The sequence below is a fragment of the Nocardioides sp. HB32 genome (assembly GCF_054058995.1).
Genome location: NZ_JBSSBS010000001.1, coordinates 574463 through 597533 on the forward strand (window position 1 = coordinate 574463; position 23071 = coordinate 597533).

Here is a 23071-nt window from a genome sequence, read left to right on the forward strand (position 1 = left end):
CGAGCCGATCGCGGCGTACCGGTCGCCGCTCACCGGCCACGTTCGACGACCACCAGTAGCCCCTCCCGTCACACCGGTCGGGCACTCCTGTCGCTTTTCGGCCGTTGCAACGCCCGAGAAGCGAGGGGATCCCCGGCGAGCCGGGGATCCCGTCAGAGCGCCGATCCCGGTCAGAGCCCGTCCCGCCCGTGCGGCGTCAGCCAGACCGAGTTGTCGGGACCCTTCGGCACGATGCCGCTCGGGTTGATGTCGGAGTGCACTACGTAGTAGTGCTTCTTGATCTGGAAGAAGTCGATGGAGTCGCCGAAGCCGGGCGTCTGGAACAGGTCGCGCGCGTAGCCCCACAGCGCCGGCATCTCGGTGAGCTTGTTGCGGTTGCACTTGAAGTGCCCGTGGTAGACCGCGTCGAAGCGGGCCAGCGTCGTGAACAGCCGGATGTCCGCCTCGGTGATGGACGGACCCATCAGGTAGCGCCGGTCGGTCAACCGGTCCTCGAGCCAGTCGAGGGTCGCGAACAACCGGTCGTACGCCGCCTCGTACGCCTCCTGCGACGTGGAGAACCCCGCGCGATAGACGCCGTTGTTCACCTCCGTGTAGATCCGCTCCATGACCTCGTCCATCTCCTCGCGGAGGTCATCGGGCCACAGGTCGGGTGCGTCGGGCCGGTGGAAGTCGCGCCACTCGTGGAAGAGGTCGTGGGTGATCCACGGGTAGTCGTTGGTGACCACGCCGCCCGACTCGATGTCGACGACCGCCGGCACCGTGATGCCGCGCGGGTAGTCGGGGAACCGCCTGAAGTAGGCCTCCTGCAGACGCTCGTAGCCGAGCACCGGGTCGCGGCCGCCGGGATCGAGATCGAAGGTCCAGCTGCGCTCGTCGTGGGTGGGTCCGCACAGGCCCATCGAGATCACGTCCTCGAGCCCGAGCAGGCTGCGGACGATGATCGAGCGGTTCGCCCAGGGGCACGCTCTTGCCGCGACGAGTCTGTACCGGCCCGGCTCGACCGGCCACAACTCGCCCTCCACGGGCCCGTGCTCGGGCTTCCGGGCGCCCCGGGTGATCCGGTCGGGGATGTAGTTGGCGTCGCGCTGGTACTCGCCCGAGTCGCTCATGGCCTCACTGTAGGCAGCAGGCCCTGACGGTCCTTCGCCCTCAGCACCCGCAGCGCCGCGGCGTCCACCTTGTCCCGGAACTTCTCGCTCGTGCGCGCCCGGGCCAGCACCGCGTCGTACATCGCCGGCAGCGGGTCGGGGTCGACCGTGAGCACGATGTCGCCGCCGGCGCCGATGAACCGCAGCGCCCGCCCGGCGGGGCTGAACGAGGCCACCTGCTTCGCGCGCGCCAGGTCGTCGGAGATCACGACGCCCGTGAAGCCCAGGTCGCCGCGCAGCACGGTCCCGATCACGAACGGGGAGAACGCCGCCGGGTGCCTCGGGTCGAGCCGCGTGTAGTACGCCGTCGACATCATCACCGCGGCGCCGGCGGTGACCGCCGCCCGGAACGGCCGGAAGTAGGGGTCGTGCCGCCGGGTCACGCGGTCGGTCACGTTCGCGTGCGTGTCGGTGTTGGCGCGCACCCGGCCCAGGCCGGGGAAGTGCTTCACGGTCGGTACGACGTGGCCGTCGGTCATCCCCCGCAGGAACGCGACCCCGTGGTGGGCGACCACGCGCGTGGTGAACCCGAACTCCCGCTGGTACCCGCCGATCGGCGGGTTGTGCTGGGCGGCCTGCGGGCTCGGGACGGTGTCCATGACCGGCGCGAGGTTCATGTTCACGCCGGCGCTCTGCAGCTGCCCGGCCCATGCCCGCGCGGCGCCGCGCAGCTTCGGCAGCCCCCAGCTCCCCTGGGTCAGGGCAGAAGGCATGTCGGAGAAGGCGCCCCCCTGGAGCACCTGCACCAGGCCGCCCTCCTGGTCGGTGGCGACCAGCAGTCGCACGCGGTCGGTCGAGGCCGCGTCCACCTCGGCACGCATCACCTTCGAGACGTGCTTCGGCGCGCGGACGCCGCCGTAGCTGCGGCCGGTCAGCATCACGTTGCCCACGTGGTAGCGCCCGATCTGGGCTCGGGTCCGCTGGTCCACCTCGGCGGCAGGCGTCCCGACCATGAACAGCTGCCCGACCCGCTGCGCCAGCGACATGTCCGCGAGGACGTCCGCAGGCCGGTCCGGGGCCGCGTGCGGGAGGGCCATCGCGAGGGTGGCGACGAACGGGACGAGCAGCTGAGGGAGCACAGCGGCGACGCTACAAGACGTGACTGCAAAGAACTGTTTGCAAATGGTTCTTTGCAGTCGTACGGTGCTGCCATGGACGTCACCTCCATCACCCCGAGCCCCGAGGCCCTCAAGGCGCTGACCCACCCGCTCCGGCTGCGGATGCTCGGCCTGCTCCGCATCGACGGGCCGGCCACGGCGACCACGCTGGCGACCCGGCTCGGCCTGAACACCGGCGCGACGTCGTACCACCTGCGCCAGCTGGAGCGGCACGGCTTCGTGGCCGAGGACACCGCGCGTGGCAACGCCCGGGACCGCTGGTGGCGGGCCGCGCACCAGTCGACGACGACCGACACGGCCCGGCCGGCCGACCCCGCGGACGCCGAGACGCTGGAGGCCTACCTCCAGTCCGTCGCGGTCGTGATGACCCAGACTCTCCAGCGCTCCGTCGAGGAGCTCGGGCTGCTGCCGCCCGCCTGGTCCGACGCGACGACCTACAGCGACTGGGTGATCAAGCTGACCCCCGCCCGGGCCAAGGCGCTCGTCGAGAGGCTGGCCGAGGTCCTGCACGCCGAGCCCGAGCAGGAGGACGACGACGAGGCGGTCCAGTACGTCGTGCAGCTCAACGGGTTCCCGTACCCGGGCCGGGTCGGCGGGGCCGAGGAGTGACCCTGCGCCGTACGCCCCTCTACGGCTGGCTGACCGCGGAGGCGGTCTCGCTCACCGGCACCCGAGTGTCGATGATCGCGCTGCCGTTCCTGGTCCTCACGACGACCGGTTCGGCCACCCAGACCGGCCTGGTCGCGCTGTTCGAGACCCTCCCCATGGTCGTGCTGAAGGTGCTCGGCGGCCCGATGATCGACCGGGCCGGTGCGCGCCGGGTCAGCATCGCCTGCGACCTCGGCAGCCTGGTCGTCGTCGGCTCGATCCCGGCGCTGCACCTGCTGGACCTGCTGTCCTTCCCGCTGCTGCTGGCCCTGGTCGCGGTCGCGGGTGCCCTGCGCGGACCCGGCGACTCGGCCAAGCACGCGCTGGTCCCGGCGATCGCCGAGCACGCGAACGTGCCGATGGAGCGGGTCACCGGCCTGGCCGGCACGGTCGAGCGCACCTCGTCGATGCTCGGCGCGGCGCTCGCCGGCGGTCTCGTGGCTGTCGTCGGAGCGACCAACGCGCTCGTCGTCGACGCCGCCAGCTTCGGCATCTCGGCTGTCGTGCTGATCCTCACGACCCGCTCGCTGCCGGCACCCCCGCCGGTGGTCGAGGACGACGAGGCGTCCTACCGGCGCCAGCTGCGCGAGGGCTGGGACTTCCTGCGCGGCGACCGGGTGCTGCTCGGCATCGCGGTGATGGTCGCGCTCACGAACCTCCTGGACGCGGCGTACGTCAGCGTCCTGGTGCCGGTCTGGGCGGTCGACTCCGGACGCGGCGCGGGCGCGATCGGTCTCGTGTTCGCCGTCTTCGGCGGGTGCTCCGCGCTGGGCGCCGTCTGCGCCGCGGCGTGGGCGCCACGGCTGCCGCGCTACCGGACCTACCTGCTCGCGTTCCTGGTCTGCGGCCTGCCGCGGTACGCCGTGTTCGCGTTCGACAGCCCGCTCTGGCTGATCGTCGCCGCGACCGTGGCCTGCGGCTTCGCCGCGGGGTTCATCAACCCGGTGCTCGGCGCGGTGATCTTCGAGCGCATCCCGCAGCCGTTGGTCGGCCGGGTGTCCTCCCTGACGACGGCGATGTGCTTCGCGCTGATCCCGTTCGGCGGCCTGCTCGGCGGCGTGCTCGTCACCGGCGTCGGCCTCGAGCCGGCCATGCTGGTCGTCGGCCTCGCCTACTTCGCGGTCACGATGCTGCCGGCGGTCGACCCCCGCTGGCGCGAGATGGATCGGCGGCCCGACGCGAGTGCGCATGCGGAGGTCGAGGTGGCGCCTCGCTGACGCCGCGCCCCGGCCTAGCGCGGGAAGGCCGCGGCGACCGCGAGCAGCCGGTCGTTGGCCTCGGTCTCGCCGATCGACACCCGGCAGCCCTCGCCCGCGAACGGGCGCACGACGATCCCGGCCTCGTCGGCCGCGGCAGCGAAGTCGAGCGTCCGCTCCCCGAGGTCGAACCAGACGAAGTTGCCCTGCGCCTCCGGCACGTGCCAGCCGGCCTCACGCAGGCCGGTCACGACGCGGGTGCGCTCCGTCACCAGCGCGTCGACGCGCTCGAACAGCTCGTCCTGCCGCTCCAGGGACGCGATCGCCGCCGCCTGCGCGACCGTCGAGACGCCGAACGGCAGCGACACCGCGCGCAACGCCGCCGCGATCGGAGCGGGCGCCACGGCGTACCCCACCCGGAAGCCCGCGAGCCCGTAGGCCTTGGAGAAGGTCCGGGTGACCACGACGTTCTCGTGGCGGCGGTAGGTTGCGATGCCGTCCACGGCGTCGGGCATCCGCACGAACTCGACGTACGCCTCGTCGACCACGACCAGGACGTCCGAGGGGACCCTCGCCAGGAAGGCGTCCAGCTCGGCCTGGGTGACCGCGGGGCCGGTCGGGTTGTTCGGGGTGCAGACCAGCACCACCTTGGTGCGGTCGGTGACGGCGGCCGCCATCGCGTCCAGGTCGTGCCGGCCGTCGGCCAGCACCGGCACCTTGACGCCGGTCGCGGCCGCGGCGGTGACCGCGATCGGGTAGGCCTCGAAGGACCGCCACGCGAACACGACCTCGTCGCCGGGGTCGCAGAACGCCTGCACGAGCTGGTAGATCAGCCCGACGGAGCCGGTGGCGACCGAGAGGTGCCCGGCGGGCACGCCGAACTTCCGCGACAGCGCCTCGTAGAGCGCCGAGGCGCCCATGTCCGGGTAGCGGTTCATGGCGCCGACGCCGGCCTGCACGGCCTCGACGACACCGGGGAGCGGCGGGTACGGGTTCTCGTTCGACGACAACTTGTAGGAGGTCATCCCGGGGCGCACCGTCGGCGGCTTCCCGGCGACGTACGGCGGGATCTCCGCGACGTTCGACCGGGGCTGGGGGCTGGTCATGGGCAGCACCCTAGCCACGGCGCCACGGGCGGAGCGCGAGCGCCAGCAGGATGCCGACGGCCACCCCGACGACCGCGCCGGTGACGTTGTCGATCACGTCGGTCACGTCGCACGCCCGGTCGATCCGCGCCAGCGCGAGCTGCGTCGCCTCGATCCCGATCGAGTACGCCGCCAGCAGCACCAGCCCGACCGGCACGCCCACCCACGCGAACCGCGGCCAGCGGGCGAGGGCCAGGACCAGCAGCGCCCCCGCGGGCACGAACACCACGGCGTTGAGCGTCCGCTGGCCGCCGCCGAAGATCCAGAAGCCCTCCGGCGCCGGGCCACCGATGTCCCAGGAGCACGTGGCCAGCCGGCCCTCCGCGGACACGATGCCCGGAGCGCCGTTCGCGGGGATGAGGGTGATCGAGCCGATGACCAATACCGACCAGACCAGCCCGGCCACCGACACGGCAGTCAGCCAGCCGAGCCATCGGCTCAGCCCCACCGCGAGCAGCGCGCAGCCGAGGCCAAAGACGACGACGAGGGCGAGCATCACCCCCACGCCGCCGACCGGAAACACGCCTCGACCGTAGCGGGGCTCCGGCGGCGCGCTCGGGGTTGTCGGGGGAAACCCGCCCGACACGCCGCTGGTGTCCCGGCGTGTCGTCGGGTTTCTCCGGTCAGCCGGGGAAACCCGCGGACACGCCGCACCTCGCCCGGCGTGTCGTCGGGTTTCTCCGGTCAGCCGGAGAAACCCGCCCGGGCCCGCCCACTACGGCAGCAGCACCTCGCCGCCCGGCACCGACGGCAGGTCGCGCCCGATGGTGACGTCGACGGGGTTGGTCAGGCAGCGGATCGAGCCGCCGCCCTTGTGGAACTCGGAGACGTCCGCGAGCACGACCTCGAAGCCCCACTCCTCGAGCCGGGCGCGCACCCGGTCGGGGCAGGCGGGCATCACCACGGTCCGGCCGAGCACGATCGAGTTGGCGCAGAACGTCGTCAGCGCCTCCTCCTCGGTGAGCACCAGCGGCTCGGGCACCAGGTCGAGGAGCGCGGCCGCGGACTCGTCGTCCAGGGCTGCGGGGCAGACCAGCGCACGGCGGTCGTCGAGGGGGCAGAAGGCCAGGTCGAGGTGGTACATCCCCGGGTGGGTGATGCGGAGGCCGCGGACCCGGACGTCGAGTTCGGTGGCGAGGTGCTTGAGCGCGAGCTCCTCGGTGCGCGGGCCGTAGCCGACGACCAGCGCATCTCCGAACGCGAACGCGTCACCGGCCTCGAGGTGCGGGCCGACGGCATCGCGGCCGACGTACGACGTCGCGAAGCCCCGCGAGGCGAACCAGGGCTGCGCCGAGAGCGTCTCCATCCGGCGCTCGGGGTAGCGCATGTGCGACATCACGACGTGGGGGACGCCGTCCTCGCGGACCAGGGCGAGGCCGAGGTTCATCGCGTAGACCATGTCCGGCGCGTCCGCGCGCTGCGGGACCACGTCGACGGTGCCGCCGAACCGCTCGATGGTGGCGACCAGCTCGCGCCACTGGGCGAGCGCACGCGCGGGGTCGGGCTGGTCGGCGAGGTCCATGAACGGGTTGATCCGGTATTCGACCCGGAAGTGGGTCGGCTCGACCATCACGTAGCGGCGGCCCCAGTGCAGGTCCATGGTCCCTCCTCAGTTCACGCGCAGGTGCTCGGTATTGCCAGATTGTCAGACAACCTGACAGACTCGAGTGTAGAGCAGAATGGCCCCCATGGCCGAACCGCCGTTCAGCACGCTCCACCTCGAGCTCTCCTCGACCGTGGACCGCGTCGCCGACGAACTGCGCCGGGCCCTGTTCGACGGCGAGCTCGAGAGCGGGACGCCGTTGCGGGAGGTGGCCCTGGCCGAGTCCCTCGGCGTCTCCCGCCCGACCGTCCGCGAGGCGCTCGGGCTGCTGGTCGCGGAGGGGCTGGCCACCCGGGAGCCGAACCGCGGGGTCTCGGTGGCGACGACGGAGGCGACCACGGTGCACGACATCTGCCGCGCCCGCTGGGTCCTCGAGGGCGCCGGCGTCCGCTGCTGGCGGCAGGCCGACGAGCGGCTGCGGGACGCCGTCCGCACCTCGCTGGTCAGCTACACGGGGGCGGTCCGCAACGCGGCGACGTACCAGGAGCTGAACGAGCGGCACCTCGCGTTCCACATCTCGCTGGTCGGCCTCACGGGGTCGCCGCGGCTGGTGGCGATGGCCGAGAGCCTGGTCCGCGAGCTCAAGCTGGCCCTGGCCCAGGTGGACCGGATCCGCCGCAACGCCCACGACCAGGCCGACACCCACACACAGCTGGTGATGCTCCTGGAGAGGGGCGACGTCGACGGGGCCTCGGCGTTCCTCCAGAAGCACCTCGACGACGCCGAGACGTCGATCCTCAGCGCCCTGGGCCTGGTCACCCCCTAGGGTGGCGTCGTGGGTTTCGCGAAGTTCGTCGGGTGGCTCGCCACCAATGCCGTGGCGCTGGCCGCGGCCGTCCTGATCTTCGACGGCATCGGCTTCACGGGTTCGTCCGGCTGGGGCGAGGTCGCCGACAACGTCTGGGCGCTGCTGTTCGTGGCGCTGATCCTCGGCATCGTCAACTCGTTCGTCAGCCCGATCATCAAGTTCCTGTCGATCCCGTTCATCATCATCACGCTCGGGATCTTCCTGCTGGTGATCAACGCGCTGATGCTGCTCTTCACCGAGTGGCTGGCCGGGCTGTTCGACATCGACTTCTACGTCAACGGGTTCTGGAACGCCGTCGGCGGGGCCATCGTGATCACGGTCGTGACCTGGGTCGTCGGCCTGCTCTTCGGTGACGCCCGGGACGCCTGAGCCGCGGCGGCCCGGGAGCTACCGGGTCGCCCTGGTCTGCCTCGGGAACATCTGCCGCTCGCCCATGGCGCACGTCGTCCTGGCGGCGAAGCTCGCCGACGCCGGGCTCGACGACCGTGTCGAGGTGACCAGCGCGGGGACCGGCGGCTGGCACGTCGGCAATCCGATGGACCGGCGCGCCGCGGCGACGCTGGCAGCCGCCGGGTACGACCCCACGCACCACCGGGCGCAGCAGTGGGCCGGGACCGACGACCTCGACGCCCAGGACCTGGTGCTCGCGATGGACGCCCAGAACCTCGCGGACCTGGGCGGCCGCAGCGACCGGGTGCGGCTGTTCCGCGACTTCGACCCGCTCGAACCGGGCGGAGACGTGCCGGACCCGTACTACGGTGGGGACTCCGGTTTCGAGGAGGTCCTCGCCATGGTCGAGCGAACGACGGCGGCGCTGGTCGCCGCACTGGAGGAGCGCGCGGCGTGACGCGCCAGCCGCTGGTCGCCCGCAGGGCCGAGGAGCTCCTCGGCTCGTCGGTGGTGGCCACGGCGCCGATCGCCGGCGGCGACATCGCCACGTCCACCCGGCTGCGGCTCAGCGACGGGACCACGGCGCTGATGAAGACCCTGCCGCACGCGCCCGAGGACTTCTTCACCGCCGAGGCGGCCGGCCTGCGGTGGCTGGCAGAGCCGGCGCCCGACGGGGCGGCGCACGTCCCCGAGGTGCTCGCCGTCGACCACGAGTGCCTGATCATCCGCTGGGTCGAGCCCGGCAAGAGCTCGGTGGATGCCGCGGCCGCGCTCGGCCGCGAGCTGGCCACCACCCACGCGGCGGGCGCGCCGTCGTACGGCCGCGATCGGGACGGCTTCATCGGGAAGCTGCCGATGCCCAACAAGCCCTGCGACAGCTGGGCCGAGTTCTACGCGGTCCGTCGGCTGCTCCCTTACGTCAAGCTCGCCCGGGACCGCGGCTCGGCGACCCCGGAGCAGGCGGCCGCGATCGAGGCGGTCGTGCCGCGACTGGCCGCGCTGGTCCCCGAGGAAGGACCGGCGCGGCTGCACGGCGACCTCTGGAACGGCAACGTGCTCTGGGGCCTGGACGGCCACGCGTGGCTGATCGACCCGGCGGCGTACGGCGGCCACCGGGAGATCGACCTCGCGATGCTGGCGCTGTTCGGCCTGCCGCACCTGCCGCGGATGCTCGACGCGTACGCCGAGGCGTGCGCCGGCACGAACCCGCTCGCCGACGGTTGGGAGGACCGGCTCGCCCTGCACCAGCTGTTCCCGCTGCTCGTGCACGCCTGCCACTTCGGGGGTGGGTACGCCGGTCGCGCGGCCGACATCGCGGCCCGCTACACGTGAGCGCCGCTCTCAGTGCGGACTCAGGCATGGCTGGCACAGTAGGGACGTGATCACCGCTCCCGGACCGAAGCCGCGCGTCCTCGTCGTCGACGACGACAAGGCGGTCCGTGAGTCGCTGCGGCGGTCCCTGGAGTTCAACGGGTACGCCGTCACCCTCGCCAGCGACGGCGCCGAGGCGCTCGCCGGCATCGCCGCCTCCGCCCCGGACGTGGTCGTGATGGACGTGATGATGCCCCGGCTCGACGGCATCGAGGCGACCCGCGCGCTGCGCACCGCGGGCAACGACCTGCCGATCCTCGTCCTCACCGCGCGCGACGCCGTCGGCGACCGGGTCGAGGGGCTCGACGCCGGCGCCGACGACTACCTCACCAAGCCGTTCGCCCTGCAAGAGCTGCTCGCCCGGCTCCGGGCGCTGCTCCGCCGGGCCGCCCCTCGGGACGAGGACGCCGAGGACGAGGTGCTCTCGTTCTCCGACCTCTCGATGGACATCGCGACCCGTGAGGTCCGGCGCGGGGAGCGGCCGATCGAGCTGACCCGCACCGAGTTCACCCTCCTGGAGATGTTCCTGCGCCGGCCCCGCCGCGTGCTCGAGCGCTCCTTCATCCTCGAGGAGGTGTGGGGCTACGACTTCCCCACGACCGCCAACTCGCTCGAGGTCTACGTCGGCTACCTGCGCCGCAAGACCGAGGCCGAGGAGGAGCCCCGCCTGATCCACACCGTCCGCGGCGTGGGCTACGTGCTGAAGGAATCGTGACCGTCTTCCCACCCGCCGGCCCGGACGGGCGGTGGCACTACCGCCGCTCGCTGGCCTCCCGGGTCACCGTCCTCACCACCATCGCGGCCGGCGCGACGGTCCTGCTGGTCGCCTTCGGCGCCTACCTGACCGTGCGGATGCAGCTGCAGGCGACGCTCGACGACTCGCTGGTGCAACGGGCGACCCAGGCCGCGAAGTCGCAGGCCCTCGCCGAGATCACCAGCGAGTGCGAGATCCCGACCTGGGCCCTGGGAGCCGCCGACGTCCGCATCGCCTTCATCCAGGTCGGCGCGACCCCGGCGGTCCGTACGTGCTCCACCACGAAGAGCTCCGACGACCAGCTCGAGCTCGGTCAGCAGGAGGTCGACGTGGCGACCGGCGATGCCCACGAGAGCATCCGCACCATCTATGCCGCCGGGCAGGCGTTCCGGGTGGTCACCGTGCCGACCCAGCAGCCCGGCCAGGCGCTCGTCGTGGCGCAGTCGCTCGAGTCGCAGGAGAAGGTGCTGCGCAAGCTCGGCATCGTGATGTTCCTCTTCGGGCTGGCCGGTGTGATCGCCTCCGGCATGGCCGGGTGGGCGGTGGCCCGCAACGGCCTGCGCCCGGTCCGCCGGCTGACGGCGTCGGTCGAGGAGGTCGCGCGCACCGAGGACCTCCGCCCGATGCCGGTCGAGGGCGACGACGAGATCGCCCGCCTCACCGCGGCGTTCAACCAGATGCTGGCCGCCCTCGCGGCGTCCCGGGACCGGCAGCGACAGCTGGTCGCCGACGCCGGGCACGAGCTCCGCACGCCGCTGACCTCGCTGCGCACCAACCTGGACCTGCTCAGCCAGGCCGACAGCTCCGGCGGGCTCCCGCCCGGGGCCAAGGAGGAGCTTCTCGACGACGTGCGCGCCCAGATCGAGGAGATGACCACGCTGATCGGCGACCTGGTCGAGCTCTCCCGCGACGAGCCGCTCACCCACGTGGTGGAGGAGGTCGACCTCGCCGACCTCGTCGACCGCACCGTGGGCCGGGTGCGCCGGCGCGCGCCGGGCACGACCTTCGACGTCGACCTCGAGCCGTGGTTCGTCGTCGGCGAGCAGGCCGGCATCGAGCGTGCCGTCACCAACCTGCTGGACAACGCGGCGAAGTGGAGCCCGACGGGCGGCACCGTGACCGTCCGGATGGCCGACGGGACGCTGGTCGTCGACGACGAAGGGCCGGGCATCGGTCCCGAGGACCTGCCGCACGTGTTCGACCGGTTCTACCGCTCGGAGGAGTCCCGCTCGATGCCCGGGTCGGGGCTCGGCCTGTCGATCGTGCGCCAGGTCGCGTCCCGGCACTCCGGGACCGTCGAGGCCAGCACGTCGCCGTCCGGCGGCGCCCGGATGACCCTCTGGCTGCCCGGCTCGATCGCCCCGGTCCCGGACTGGACTCCCGCGTCGTGAGGGGACGCGCCGTCCCCGTCGCGCTGGCCGCGGCGGCGCTGCTGGCCGGCTGTTCGTCGTCCGACCCGTCCGGCTCCCCGGCCCCCTCCGCGCAGGAGACCCTGGCGGCCCACGTCGCGTGGAGCCCCTGCGACGGGCTGACGGCCGCGGCGGTCAGCCGGATCGCCGGGGAGCAGGTGACCGAGCAGACCGGGACCACCGACCAGCCACGCTGCACGTTCGTGCCGAAGGAGAAGGGCGGGCCGGCGTACGACGTCTCCTACCTCTACTTCGACGGCGGCCTCGACGCGGCCCTCGACTCGATGGGCGCCATCGCGACCCAGCTGCACCCGGTGACGGTGCCCGGCGCCGACGCCGCCCGGATCGCCGTCCGTGAGCGGAGGTCCGGGATCCTGGTGACCGGGTTCGTCCAGACCAAGGGCCTCGTCCAGAGCGTCAACGCCGTGCACCTGAGGCCGTACGACGAGGACGAGTTCGTGACGAGCGCCACCGACCTGCTCGCGGTGCTGGCCCGGAAGGCTCCGCGAGAATAGGCCGGTGACCGACCCGATCTCGTTCTTCACCCGCGCCGGCGCCGACCTCGTCCCGACCCCGCTGGCGTGCAGCATGTGGAGCGACGACCAGATGCACGGCGTGGCCGTCAGCGGCGCGCTCGCCCGCGCCGCCGAGGAGGGTCTCGCGGGGGCCGGGCGCACCGACCTGCGGCCCGCGCGGTGGTCCGTGGACCTGTTCCGGCAGGCGCGGATGCAGCCGTGCGCGTTCACGACCGAGGTGGTGCGCGAAGGGTCGCGGATCTGCCTGGTCGACGTGACGATGAGCCAGGGTGGCGAGCGGGTGGCCCGGGCCAGCGCGACGTTCCTCAAGCCGTCGGCGAGCACGGACGGCGAGGTGTGGGAGCCGGCCGGGCGCCCGTCCCCTCCTCCGCTCGACGTGGCGCCGCCGAGCGACGAGCCGCGGGTGCCGTTCCTGCTCTCCGGCGGCACTTGGTCGCAGGACTTCACCCAGCACCAGAACGCGGACCGGAAGGCGTACTGGACCAGCGCGATCCCCGTCGTCCCGGACGAGCCGCTGACCGGCTTCCAGACCGCGGCCGCCGCCGCCGACAGCGCCAGCATGGTCACCAACTGGGGCACCCGCGGGGTCGAGTACATCAACACCGACATCGCCTTGACGTTGGCCAGGCAGCCCGCGGGCCTCGAGATCGGGCTGCTCGCGACCGACCGCGTCGAGCACGACGGCATCGCGTCCGGGACGTGCGCGATGTTCGACCGCAGCGGCCCGCTCGGGACCGTCACCGTCGCGGCGCTCGCGAACAGCCGGCGCGCCGTCGACCTCAGCGGCGTCGAGTACTCCGACAACGGCGAGCGCCGGAAGGCGCCGGGGGTCTAGCCGTAGACGTTCGGGTCGCGCCAGGAGCGCTCGAACGGCAGGCGCCAGGCGTTCGGCGCGACCAGCTGGTGGATGGCGTTGGGGCCCCAGCTGCCGACCGGGTACGTGCGGACCGGGGGCGGGCTGGCCAGCAGCGGAATGGACTTCGCCCAGAGCGTCTCGATGCCGTCGGCCGTCGTGAACAGGGTGTGGTCGCCGCGCAGCGCGTCGTGGATGAGCCGCTCGTACGCCTCCAGGACCGCGAGCGAGGACGACGTCTCGTGGGTCGCGAACTGCATGGAGAGCTTCTCGAGCTTCATCCCGGGCCCCGGGCGCTTCCCGTAGAACGACAGCGACATCCGGGACTGGTCGGCGAGGTCGAAGGTCAGGTGGTCAGGCCCCTGCGTCCCGGCGTTCGAGCCACGCGGGAACATCGCCAGCGGAGGCTCCTTGAACGCGATGGAGATGATCCGCGCCCCCTCGGCCATCTTCTTGCCCGTGCGCAGGTAGAACGGCACGCCCGCCCAGCGCCAGTTGTCGATCTCCACCTTGAGCGCCACGAAGGTCTCGGTGTCGGACTCCTCGGCGACCTCGGCGTGATCCGTGTAGCCGGCGTACTGGCCGCGCACGACGTTGTGCGGCTCGATCGCCCGCATCGAGCGGAACACCTTGAGCTTCTCCTCGCCGATGGGGTCCGGCGCGAGCGAGGTCGGCGGCTCCATCGCCATGAACGCAAGCACCTGCATCAGGTGCGTGACGACCATGTCGCGGTAGGCGCCGGTGCTCTCGTAGAACTTCGTGCGCATCTCCAGGCCCAGGGTCTCCGGGACGTCGATCTGCACGTGGTCGATGAAGTTGCGGTTCCAGATCGGCTCGAAGAGGCCGTTGGCGAAGCGGAACGCCAGGATGTTCTGGGCCGCCTCCTTGCCGAGGAAGTGGTCGATCCGGAAGATCTGGCTCTCGTCGAACACCTCGTGCAGCCGGGCGTTCAGCCTGCGCGCGGACTCCAGGTCGGTGCCGAACGGCTTCTCCATCACGATCCGCGACTGCTTGACCAGCCCGGCCTGGTCGAGCTGGTGCACCACGTCGAGCGCCGCCTTCGGCGGCACGCTCAGGTAGTGCAGGAAGTCCACCGCACGGCCGCCGTGCTCGAGATCGGTCTCCGCGGCGCGCACCGTCTCGGCGAGGGCCGCCGGCCCGGCCGTCTGTGGGACGTAGCTGAGCAGCTGCGAGAACCGCGCCCACTCCTCCGGGCTCATCGGCTTCTTGCAGAACTCGTCGCAGGCCTCGCGCGCGAGCTTCACGAAGGTCTCGGTGTCGATCTCCTCCAGCGACGTGCCGACGATGCGCGAGTCGTCGATGAGTCCGGCCTGCCACAGGTGCATGAGGCCGGGCAGCAGCTTGCGCCGGGAGAGGTCACCGGTCGCGCCGAACAGCACGATGACGTGCGCGTTCTCCATGCCCTCCACGGTAGATCACCGGTCGATGCGGGCGTTCGGCGCGACGCCCGTTCCGGGTCATCGCGGGGTCGTCCCACGTCGCTCGGCCGGTTCCTGGGTGGTGCGTTCTCGCGAGGCCAGCGCGCCCAGGAGCCGCTCGGCCTTCCAGCGCGACTCGGCGTACTCGTCCTCCAGCCCGGAGCGCACGGTGATCCCTCCTCCGGTGCCGAGCCGGTACCGGCCGTCGCCGGCGGTCGTGAGGCTCCGGATCACGACGCCCAGGTCGGCGCGGCCGTCGGCCGACACCCAGCCGAAGGCGCCCGAGTAGACGCCCCGGGGCGTGTCCTCGACAGCCTCGATGACCTGCATGGTGCGCAGCTTCGGTGCACCGGTCATGGACCCGGCCGGGAAGAGCGCCCGCAGCGCCTGGACGGTCGTCACCTCCGGCCGGAGCGTGCCCCGGACCGTGCTGACCAGCTGGTGCACGGTCTCGTAGGACTCGACGTCCATCAGCGTCGGCACCGTGACCGACCCCGGTAGGCAGACGGTCGCGAGGTCGTTGCGGAGCAGGTCGACGATCATTAGGTTCTCGGCGCGGAACCTGGGATCGGTGGCGAGGTGCCGGCGGGTCCGCTCGTCCTCCTCGGGGGTCGCGCCTCGCGGCGTGGTGCCCTTGATCGGCTTGGTCTCCAGGGTGCGGTCGGCCCCGACCAGGGCATACCGCTCGGGACTGCTGCTCAGCAGCCAGGCGCGGGCCCCGGGCAGGTCGTGCTGGAGGAACCCGGCGTACGGCGCGGGGTTGAGCTCGCGGAGCCGCAGGTACGCCGTCACCGGGTCGAGGTCGCTCTCGGCCTCGAGCCGGTAGGTCAGGTTGACCTCGTAGGTGTTGCCCGCGTGCAGCTGCTCCTGGACCTCGGCGAACGCGGTGGCGTACTGCGTGCCGGGACCACCGGTCGGACGCGGATCCCTGCCGTCATCGGCCGCGGCGGCGCTCGACGACGTCAGGGGACGCCCGACGACCTCGTGCTCGAAGAACCTGATCTCGCGGGGCCGCATCCAGACCGCGTCCGGGAGCAGGCCGCCGACGGTGGCCGGCAGGTCGGGCCGGCAGGCGTAGCCGAGGTAGCCGATCCAGTGGTCCTCGGGCGAGCCGTCGGCGAGCTCGGCCTCCAGGGCGGCGAACACGTCGTCGCCGACGACGTCCGCGCGGCCGGCGGCGTGCCGGGTGACGGTCCGCGTCGCGGCGTCGTACGTCAGCGAGAGGTCGTCCTCGTCGAGCCAGCCGACCATCGATCGGCGACCGGACCACTCGCGGGCGCCGCCGCCGTCCAGCCAGAAGCAGCGCGGGTGGGCCGCGGCGGTCTCCCGGAAGAAGGCGACGGGGTCGGTCACGCGACGCCCAGGAAGTTGGCGACCAGCCGGGCACCGTGCTCGGAGAGGATCGACTCGGGGTGGAACTGCACGCCCTCGAGCGGCAGCGACCGGTGCCGCACCCCCATCACCACGCCGTCCGCCCAGGCGGACACCTCGAGGCTGTCGGGCACGGCGACCGCGGCGAGCGAGTGGTAGCGCACCGCCGCGAACGGTGACGGCAGGCCCGCGAACACCCCGCGGCCGTCATGGGTGACCGCGGCGACCTCGCCGTGGGCGGGCTCGACCCGGTCGACGGAGCCGCCGTACGCCGTCACCAGGCCCTGCAGGCCGAGGCACACGCCGAGCACCGGCCGGGCGCCGGCGGCGAGCACCTCGCGGCCGACCGCGAAGTCCGCGGGGACGCCGGGGTGGCCCGGGCCGGGCGACAGCACGACGTGGGAGTGCGCGAGCACCTGGGCCGCGGACACCTCGTCGTGCTGGACGACCGACGGCAGCGCCCCGGTCACCGCCGCGATGAGGTGGACCAGGTTCCACGTGTAGGAGTCGTGGTGGTCGACCACGACCACGTCCGGAGCCACGGGCACAACCTAGTCGCGGCGTCAGGTCCTCGGCGTGTCGGGCGTTGCGGATTGGTCACCAACCGCAGGTTCCGGCCCGAAATCCGTGCGGTTTGGTCACCAACCGCGGACCTGGGGACGCGAACCGGGCCACCAGCCCACCCCTGGGGACGCCAACCGGGCCGACCACGAACGCCCCGGAAATGCGGAAGGGCCCGATGAAGCTGGGGGGCAGTCTTCACCGGGCCCACGAGCGGATTCCCGCCGTGTCACAGGCAAGAGCGTAGCGAATCAGGAACTCGATGTACCGCGTTCGAGGAGAAGGTCGCCGACGATTTCGTGCAGCAGGTCGTACCCGTGCTCGGTGAGGATCGACTCGGCGTGGAACTGGATGCCCCGGAAGTGCGGACCGGTGACGAGGTGGATGTCACCGGTCTGGACGTCCGTCTCGACCGCGACGCCGTCGGGGAGGGTCGCGGAGCCGACCCGGCCGACGAAGGTGTTGTAGAACCCGACACGCTCGGTGCGGCCGGCGATGCCCACCGGTGACTGCGTCCCCTGGAACACGATGTCCTTGTAGGCGAGCGGGATCCCGAGGTGGTGGCACAGCGTCTGGTGCCCGAGGCACACCGCGAGGAACGGCCGCCGGGCCGCCATCAGGTCCGCGACCGCGGCCCGCAGGCTCGCCATCTTCGGGTCGTCCCCGTCGCGCGGGTCGCCCGGGCCGGGGCCGACGATCACCAGGTCGAAGCCGTCGAGGACGCCGGGTGCGTAGTCCTTGTGGCGTACGACGGTGCTCGTCATGCCGAGCACGCCGAGGACGTGCCGGAGCATGTTCACGAAGTCGTCCTCGCCGTCGAGGATCACGACGCTGAGCCCCGCCAGGCGCGGGTCCGGCGGCGAGCCGCCCTGGTCGGTGAGCCAGAAGCGGGAGAGCCGCCGGTTGCGGGAGTTCAGCTCGAGCAGCACGTCCTCGTCGTTCACCAGCTCGGCGACGTTCACGCTCGGGACCGGCGCCGGCTCGACCAGGCCGAAGGCGCTGAGGATGCCGCCGGCCTTGGCGTGCGTCTCCGCGACCTCGTACGCCGGGTCCGAGTCGCGGACCAGGGTCGCGCCGGCTGTGACGGTGAGCCGGCCCTCGAGGTCGACGGCGGCGGTGCGGATGACGATCGGACTGTCCACCACCGGTCCCCCCTGGGCATCGCGGCCGAGGATCGCCAGCGCGGCGCCGTAGTAGCCGCGCCCCTCGGTCTCGTACTGCTTGATCAGCCGGCACGCGTTCTCGACCGGTGAGCCGGTCACGGTCGCGGCGTACATCGTGTCGCGCAGCACCTCGCGCGGGTCGCGCCGGGTGCGCCCGGCCAGGAGGTACTCGGTGTGGATGAGGCGGCTCATCGGCTTGAGGAACGGGCCGAGCACCTGCCCGCCCTCGTGGCAGATGTCGCACATCATCTTGAGCTCCTCGTCGACGACCATGAAGAGCTCGTAGATCTCCTTCTCGTCGCGCAGGAAGTCCAGCAGCCCGCCGCGCAGGTCCGTCTCCTCGCGGGGCAGCCGGAAGGTGCCGCTGATCGGGTTCATCCGCACGTCGCCGCCGTGGATGGTCACGTGCCGCTCGGGGCTCGCGCCGATCAGGTACCGGTCGCCGGTGAAGAAGACGAACGTCCAGTACGCGCCGCGCTCACGCTCGAGCAGCCGGCGGAAGACCTCCAGCGCCTTGTCGGCGCCCCAGTCCGCGACGGTCGCCCGGTAGTGCCGCCCGATGACCACGTTGGCGCCCTCGCCCTGCCCGATCTCGTCGGTGATGATCGCCGCGACGAGCTTGCCGTAGGCGTCGTCGTCGGTGTCGAACCCCCCGCGGTCGGAGAACTCCACCGCCACCTCGTCGATCGCGTCGACGACCTCGGCGACGGTGAACTCCAGCTCGGTCTCGACGTCGACCACCACCAGCGGAGTCCCGTCGTCGTGGGCCTCGAAGCCTCGCTCGCGCACCTGCCGGAACGGTACGGCGAGCAGCCGGTCCGCGATGTGCCCGGCCTCGGGCACGCCCTCCTCGAGCGGTACGTCGAGGATCGACTCGACCACGTGACGGCGGCCCCCCACGACGCCGACCGTGTCGCGGTCACCCGCCCGCGTCGAGCGCCGGATGATCGCCCACGCCTCGTGCCCCTGGACGGCCGCAATGGCTTCCCGGGCAGAGGGGGTCGTCGTCATGGGACGACTGTAGTGATCAGCCCAGGCGCAGCCGGAAGCTGTCCGCGACGCAGCCGCTCAGCACCACGTTGCCGAGCTCGCGGCTGCGGCGCAGGTGGTCGATGCCGCTGACGCGTACCTCCTCGCCCGCGAACCGGTGCGGCACGAACACCCGCAGCCCGCATCGGCCCGCGCCGTTCCCGACCCTGCCGCGCAGGTCCAGCTCGCCGGTGCGGCCGTCGGAGGTGAGCGCCGTGATCGTGCCCGGCACCGCCCGCGGCACCGGCCGGCCCAGCACGTCGCCGAACGCCGGGTCGACGGGCGAGGCGACCTGCTCGGGGCAGGAGTACCGGATCAGGCTGGGTGAGACCGCCGCCGGCTCGCCACCGGGCTGGTTCACCACGTGCGGGTCGCCGCAGGCCTGCTTCCAGTCCCACCATGCGCCGCCGTACCCGGCGGAGTCCTCGGCCGCGGCGTACCGCTCGATCTTGTCCGAGGCGTCGGCCGGGTGCTCCGGCCAGAAGCCCCACTCGCCGCCCCACACCGTCACGCCGTGCTGCCGGGCGACGGCCCGGGCGCTCGCGAAGCCGCCCGGGATGCTGTTCGGCGACAGCGACTCGGCGTAGATGTGCGGCGCGAACACGAGGTTGCGGTCCCGGGTGAACCCCGGGGCCGGCACCGGGTTGCTGCCGAAGGCCGACCACAGCACGCTCGGCTCCCAGAACACGATGTGGTGGAAGCCCCCGCCCGCCCGCTCCCCCGCCCGGATCGCGCGGATCGCGCGGCCGTAGAAGGCGCCGAGGTCGGTGGTGCCGTTGGCGGTCGGGTCCAGGCCGAAGCCCGGCTCGTTCAGCAGGTCGAACCCGGCCACGGCACGGGTGCGCGCGAAGTCCTGGGCGAGGCGTCCCCACGTCTCGACGAGGTGGGCCTGGATGCCGTCCGTGTCGTCCCAGAAGTGCTGCCACGCGTGGATCACCGCGGGCGCGAGCTCACGCTCGCCCGGCCGGCAGGTCGAGGCGCCGTCGGTGATCGTCGCCCACTCCGGGGCCCCGTCCCAGCCGTTGTTGGGCACGGTGCCCTTCGGGCAGGTCACGTCCTGCGGGGTGTCGACCGCAATGCCGTAGGCGTCCTGGTGCATGTCGAGCACGACGTACAGGCCGTACGACGCCGCCCACCGCACCGCCTGCCGGATCCGGGCGACGTACGCCGTGTCGTAGGCGCCCGGGGTCGGCTCCAGCGCCGACCAGCTGACGATCAGCCGCACGCTGTTGAAGCCGAGCCGCGCGATGTCGTGGAAGTCGTCCGCGGTCAGCGGCACCGTCGGCGCGAGGTCGGGGCTGGCCTGGAAGTACTCGCCGACCTGGTTCACGTTGACCCCGCGGAGCAGGACCTGCGCGCCGTGCTCGGTGCGGATCGCAGCCTTCGCCCCGTGGGTCGCGTGCAGCCGCGGGAGCGGGTCGGCGGAGGCGACCGCCGGGCTCAGGAGGACGGCGGCGAGGGCGAGGGCGAGGGCACGGAGCACGCGCGCATCCTAGAACCTGTTCTCGCCGTCAGCTCAGGCAGGTCAGCAGCTGCGTGGCGCGGGTGAGCACGACGTACAGCGTCGCCCGGCCGGTGGCCGACTCGTCCTCGATCTCCTGGGGGCGGACGACGACGATCCCGTCGAACTCCAGGCCCTTGGTGTCCAGGCCGGTGAGCACGACGACCCGGTCCTCCCCGGACGGCGTGACCGAGGAGTCGATGGCCGCCCGGGCGCCCGGTGCGTCGTCGGCGAGCTCCGGCCAGGACGCCAGCCAGGCGTTGACCTCCGAGCGCCGGGCGACGGGGACCACGATGCCGACCGTGCCCTGGACCTGCGCCGCGACCTCGGCGACCGCAGCGCGGGTGGCGGACTCGAGGTCCGCCGCTCCTCCGACGACCTGCGGCTCGACGCCGGTCGACCGGACCGCGGTCGGCAGGTCGGCGTCCAGGCCGACCCGCTGGGCGTACGCCGCGGCGAAGGCGTAGATCTCCGAGGAGTTCCGGTAGTTGGTGGACAGGTGGAACTCGTGGATCTCCTTGCCCTCGAGCGCCGCGGCCCGAGCCTCGGCCGCCTCGGCCGGCACCGGCCACGAGGACTGCGCCGGGTCGCCCACGATCGTCCAGGACGCCGTGCGGCCCCGGCGCCCGACCATCCGCCACTGCATCGGCGTGAGGTCCTGGGCCTCGTCGACGAGCACGTGGGCGTACGGGTCGTCCTCGATCCGGTGGGTGGGCGGTGCCCACGCCCGCCCGCTCGGCGCGAACTCGCGGTCCGCCGCCGTGAACAGCTCCTGGACGTCGACACCGCCCTCGAGCAGGCCGGTCTCGTCGAGGTCGCGCTCGTCGTCGGTGCGGGCCGGGACGTCCCCGATGGCGTACCGCAGCTCGTCGAGGAGCGGCACGTCCTCGATCGACGGGGCGCCGGCCGTCCACGACTTCGCGAGCAACCGCTGCTCCTCGTGCCCGAGGACGCCGTCGGCGACCCGGGCCAGGAACTCCGGCTCCCGCAGCCAGCCGAACACCTCGGTGGCGTCGAGCGGCGGCCACCAGGCGGCTGCGAAGTCGACGAACGCCGGCGTCGACATCATGTCGTCGTCGAACGCCTCCCGGCCCCGGTCGCGACCGCGCTCGCCGCGCACCTGCCGCCACATCGCGTCGAGCAGCGTGGGCACGACGCGCGGGAGCTGCCGGTTGCGCCGGCCCTGCGACATCAGCTGGCGACGCAGCCGGCCGAGGTCGCCGCGGCCCAGCACGATCGTGTCGTCCCGCCAGAAGATCCGGAACTCGGCGGGGCTGCCGGGCGCCTGCTGCCGCGCGGTGCGCCGCATCACCTCGGCCATCCGTGCCGAGCCCTTCACGTCGGCGACGGCCGGCTCGTCGTGCCGGGTGGCGCGCAGGCCGTCCACGACCTCGCCGAGCGAGCGCAGCGCGACCGCCGTCTCCCCGAGGCTCGGGAGCACCCGCTCGATGTAGCGCATGAAGACGCCGCTCGGGCCGACGATCAGCACGCCGCCGCTCTCGTAGCGCCGCCGGTCGGTGTAGAGGAGGTACGCCGCGCGGTGGAGCGCCACCACGGTCTTGCCGGTGCCCGGCCCGCCGGAGATCGTGACGACGCCCTTGCCCGGGGCGCGGATCGCCTGGTCCTGCTCGGCCTGGATGGTCGCGACGATCGAGTGCATCGAGCGGTCGCGTGCCCGCGAGAGCTGGGCCATCAGCGCGCCCTCGCCGATGATCGGCAGGTCCGCTCCAGACTGCTCGAGCGCGTCGGCGTCCAGGAGCTCGTCCTCCACGCCGACCACGACGTTCCCCGCGGCGCGGAGAACCCGGCGCCGGATGACGTCCTGCGGCTCCGCGGCGGTGGCCTGGTAGAACACGGCGGCGGCGGGAGCGCGCCAGTCGATCAGCAGCGAGTCCCGGTTGGCGTCCCGCAGGCCGATCCGGCCGATGTAGCGCGGCTCGGGGTCGACCTCGCCGCGCAGGTCGAGGCGTCCGAAGACCAGCCCCTCGTGCGCGGCGTCCAGCTGCGCGATCCGGCGCGCGGCCTGGAACACCATCGCGTCCCGCTCCACCAGACCACCCTCGTGGCCGAGCCGGCCACGACTGTGGCCCTCCTTCGCGATCTCGGCTGCGGCCCTGGCGGACTCCGCCAGCTGCACGTACACCCGGTCAACGAACGCCTGCTCGTTGGCGATCTCCCGATCGACCAGCTCTTCCGACAACGCCTGTCTTCCCCTCGTACCGGACCGATTCCGGCAAGTCGACAAGCGTACCCGTCGGCTACTTCTTCCGTGTCAGGAACGCCGTCATCGCGGACTTCGCCTCGTCGGAGGCGAACAGCCGGGCGGACAGCTCGGCCATCTCGGCGCCGTGTGCGTCGATGCGGGCGACCAGCTCGCGGTTGAGGATCCGCTTGGACTCACGCAGGCCCTGCGGGGCGCCGCCGGCCAGCGACGCGCAGACCCGGGCGACCTCGTCGTCGAGCGCGTCGGCGGCTACCGCGGTGGTGACCAGGCCGTACGCCGCCGCGTCGGCGCCGCTGAACACCTCGCCGCCGAGGGTGGTGAGCGCGGCCGCGCGGGGGTTCATCCGTGCGTGCACGGTGAGCGAGATGATCGCGGCGGCCAGCCCGAGCTTGACCTCGGTGAGCGCGAACGTCGCGTCCTCCGCGGCCACCACGACGTCCGAGGCCGCCACGATGCCGATACCGCCCGCGCGCACCGCGCCGTACACCCGCGTCACCACCGGCTTGTCCAGGGTCGCGATCAGTCGCTGCAGCTCCACGATCCGGCGCGCACCCTCGTCCATCCCGCCGGTCGACGCCTCGGAGAGGTCGGCGCCGGAGCAGAACACCCGGCCCTCCGCGGTGATCAGCACCACCCGGACGCCGTCGTCGGCGGCGGCCCGCTCGACCCCCTCGAAGAGCTCCGTCACGAGCTGGCGCGACAGTGCGTTGCGGTTGTGGGGCGAGTCCAGGGTGATCGTCGCGACCGCCCCGGACCTGGTGTAGTGAACGAGCTCGGGCATGCGGCCCATCCTGACAGGAG

General features: G+C 72.6%; 22 protein-coding genes. 10 read left to right on the top strand and 12 right to left on the bottom strand.

Annotated elements, in window-relative coordinates; all coding sequences use genetic code 11:
* Positions 1–170: 170 nt before the first annotated feature.
* Complete coding sequence (locus ACVW2K_RS02995; protein ID WP_457201481.1) at positions 171–1112, bottom strand: glutathione S-transferase family protein; 942 nt, start codon at positions 1110–1112, stop codon at positions 171–173.
* Positions 1109–2230, bottom strand: a complete 1122-nt coding sequence (locus tag ACVW2K_RS03000; protein WP_457201482.1) for a glycoside hydrolase family 3 N-terminal domain-containing protein — start codon at positions 2228–2230, stop codon at positions 1109–1111. Before ACVW2K_RS03000 ends, ACVW2K_RS02995 begins: the two co-directional genes overlap by 4 nt.
* 72 nt (positions 2231–2302) lie before the next feature.
* Between ACVW2K_RS03000 and ACVW2K_RS03005 the strand changes: the two genes are divergently transcribed.
* Both ACVW2K_RS03005 and ACVW2K_RS03010 read left to right on the top strand, forming a co-directional pair.
* On the top strand, positions 2303–2878 hold the full coding sequence (locus ACVW2K_RS03005; RefSeq protein ID WP_051549426.1) for a winged helix-turn-helix domain-containing protein: 576 nt from the start codon (positions 2303–2305) through the stop codon (positions 2876–2878).
* Entirely contained in the window at positions 2875–4134 is a 1260-nt protein-coding gene (locus tag ACVW2K_RS03010; protein WP_457201483.1) for an MFS transporter, read from the top strand. Before ACVW2K_RS03005 ends, ACVW2K_RS03010 begins: the two co-directional genes overlap by 4 nt.
* A 14-nt stretch (positions 4135–4148) precedes the next feature.
* Here ACVW2K_RS03010 and hisC read toward each other — a convergent pair whose 3' ends face one another.
* From hisC to ACVW2K_RS03025, 3 genes are all read right to left on the bottom strand, one after another.
* A complete protein-coding gene (hisC, locus tag ACVW2K_RS03015) occupies positions 4149–5219 on the bottom strand; it encodes a histidinol-phosphate transaminase (RefSeq protein WP_028638487.1) in 1071 nt (356 codons plus the stop codon).
* A 10-nt stretch (positions 5220–5229) separates the two neighbouring features.
* Positions 5230–5781 (bottom strand): VanZ family protein, encoded by a 552-nt coding sequence (locus tag ACVW2K_RS03020; RefSeq protein WP_457201484.1) that lies wholly within the window; start codon positions 5779–5781, stop codon positions 5230–5232.
* Between the two features lie 192 nt (positions 5782–5973).
* On the bottom strand, positions 5974–6858 hold the full coding sequence (locus tag ACVW2K_RS03025) for a dimethylarginine dimethylaminohydrolase family protein (RefSeq protein ID WP_457201485.1): 885 nt from the start codon (positions 6856–6858) through the stop codon (positions 5974–5976).
* Between the two features lie 88 nt (positions 6859–6946).
* Here ACVW2K_RS03025 and ACVW2K_RS03030 point away from each other — a divergent pair, with 88 nt between their 5' ends.
* From ACVW2K_RS03030 to ACVW2K_RS03065, 8 genes are read left to right on the top strand one after another with little or no spacing between them, the layout of a single operon-like run.
* Positions 6947–7627, top strand: coding sequence for a GntR family transcriptional regulator (locus ACVW2K_RS03030; RefSeq protein ID WP_457201486.1), 681 nt, complete (start codon positions 6947–6949; stop codon positions 7625–7627).
* A gap of 9 nt (positions 7628–7636) precedes the next feature.
* Positions 7637–8038: a phage holin family protein gene (locus tag ACVW2K_RS03035; protein WP_028638483.1), complete on the top strand. Its 402-nt coding sequence runs from the start codon at positions 7637–7639 to the stop codon at positions 8036–8038.
* Positions 8019–8516, top strand: coding sequence for a low molecular weight protein-tyrosine-phosphatase (locus ACVW2K_RS03040; RefSeq protein WP_457201487.1), 498 nt, complete (start codon positions 8019–8021; stop codon positions 8514–8516). Before ACVW2K_RS03035 ends, ACVW2K_RS03040 begins: the two co-directional genes overlap by 20 nt.
* Positions 8513–9391 (top strand): fructosamine kinase family protein, encoded by an 879-nt coding sequence (locus ACVW2K_RS03045; RefSeq protein ID WP_457201488.1) that lies wholly within the window; start codon positions 8513–8515, stop codon positions 9389–9391. The genes ACVW2K_RS03040 and ACVW2K_RS03045 overlap by 4 nt, the downstream gene beginning before the upstream one ends.
* 46 nt (positions 9392–9437) lie before the next feature.
* Entirely contained in the window at positions 9438–10145 is a 708-nt protein-coding gene (locus tag ACVW2K_RS03050; protein ID WP_028638480.1) for a response regulator transcription factor, read from the top strand.
* On the top strand, positions 10142–11575 hold the full coding sequence (locus ACVW2K_RS03055; protein ID WP_457201489.1) for a sensor histidine kinase: 1434 nt from the start codon (positions 10142–10144) through the stop codon (positions 11573–11575). The genes ACVW2K_RS03050 and ACVW2K_RS03055 overlap by 4 nt, the downstream gene beginning before the upstream one ends.
* Positions 11572–12108, top strand: a complete 537-nt coding sequence (locus ACVW2K_RS03060) for a hypothetical protein (protein ID WP_457201490.1) — start codon at positions 11572–11574, stop codon at positions 12106–12108. Before ACVW2K_RS03055 ends, ACVW2K_RS03060 begins: the two co-directional genes overlap by 4 nt.
* Before the next feature lie 4 nt (positions 12109–12112).
* On the top strand, positions 12113–12964 hold the full coding sequence (locus tag ACVW2K_RS03065; protein WP_051549424.1) for an acyl-CoA thioesterase domain-containing protein: 852 nt from the start codon (positions 12113–12115) through the stop codon (positions 12962–12964).
* On the opposite strand, the gene zwf is transcribed toward ACVW2K_RS03065, so the two are convergent.
* From zwf to ACVW2K_RS03100, 7 genes are all read right to left on the bottom strand, one after another.
* Positions 12961–14403 carry a glucose-6-phosphate dehydrogenase gene (gene zwf / locus ACVW2K_RS03070; RefSeq protein ID WP_457201491.1) on the bottom strand — a complete coding sequence of 481 codons (1443 nt, stop codon included), beginning with the start codon at positions 14401–14403 and terminating at the stop codon, positions 12961–12963. The genes ACVW2K_RS03065 and zwf overlap by 4 nt on opposite strands.
* Before the next feature lie 57 nt (positions 14404–14460).
* Positions 14461–15774: an anthranilate synthase component I family protein gene (locus tag ACVW2K_RS03075; RefSeq protein WP_457201492.1), complete on the bottom strand. Its 1314-nt coding sequence runs from the start codon at positions 15772–15774 to the stop codon at positions 14461–14463.
* Entirely contained in the window at positions 15771–16334 is a 564-nt protein-coding gene (locus tag ACVW2K_RS03080; protein WP_457201493.1) for an anthranilate synthase component II, read from the bottom strand. Before ACVW2K_RS03080 ends, ACVW2K_RS03075 begins: the two co-directional genes overlap by 4 nt.
* Before the next feature lie 270 nt (positions 16335–16604).
* Positions 16605–18527, bottom strand: a complete 1923-nt coding sequence (locus ACVW2K_RS03085) for an anthranilate synthase family protein (RefSeq protein WP_457201494.1) — start codon at positions 18525–18527, stop codon at positions 16605–16607.
* A gap of 16 nt (positions 18528–18543) precedes the next feature.
* On the bottom strand, positions 18544–20028 hold the full coding sequence (locus ACVW2K_RS03090; protein WP_457201495.1) for a glycoside hydrolase family 5 protein: 1485 nt from the start codon (positions 20026–20028) through the stop codon (positions 18544–18546).
* A gap of 28 nt (positions 20029–20056) precedes the next feature.
* Positions 20057–22246, bottom strand: a complete 2190-nt coding sequence (locus ACVW2K_RS03095; RefSeq protein WP_457201496.1) for a HelD family protein — start codon at positions 22244–22246, stop codon at positions 20057–20059.
* Between the two features lie 58 nt (positions 22247–22304).
* Positions 22305–23051 (bottom strand): enoyl-CoA hydratase-related protein, encoded by a 747-nt coding sequence (locus ACVW2K_RS03100; protein ID WP_457201497.1) that lies wholly within the window; start codon positions 23049–23051, stop codon positions 22305–22307.
* Positions 23052–23071 lie beyond the last annotated feature (20 nt).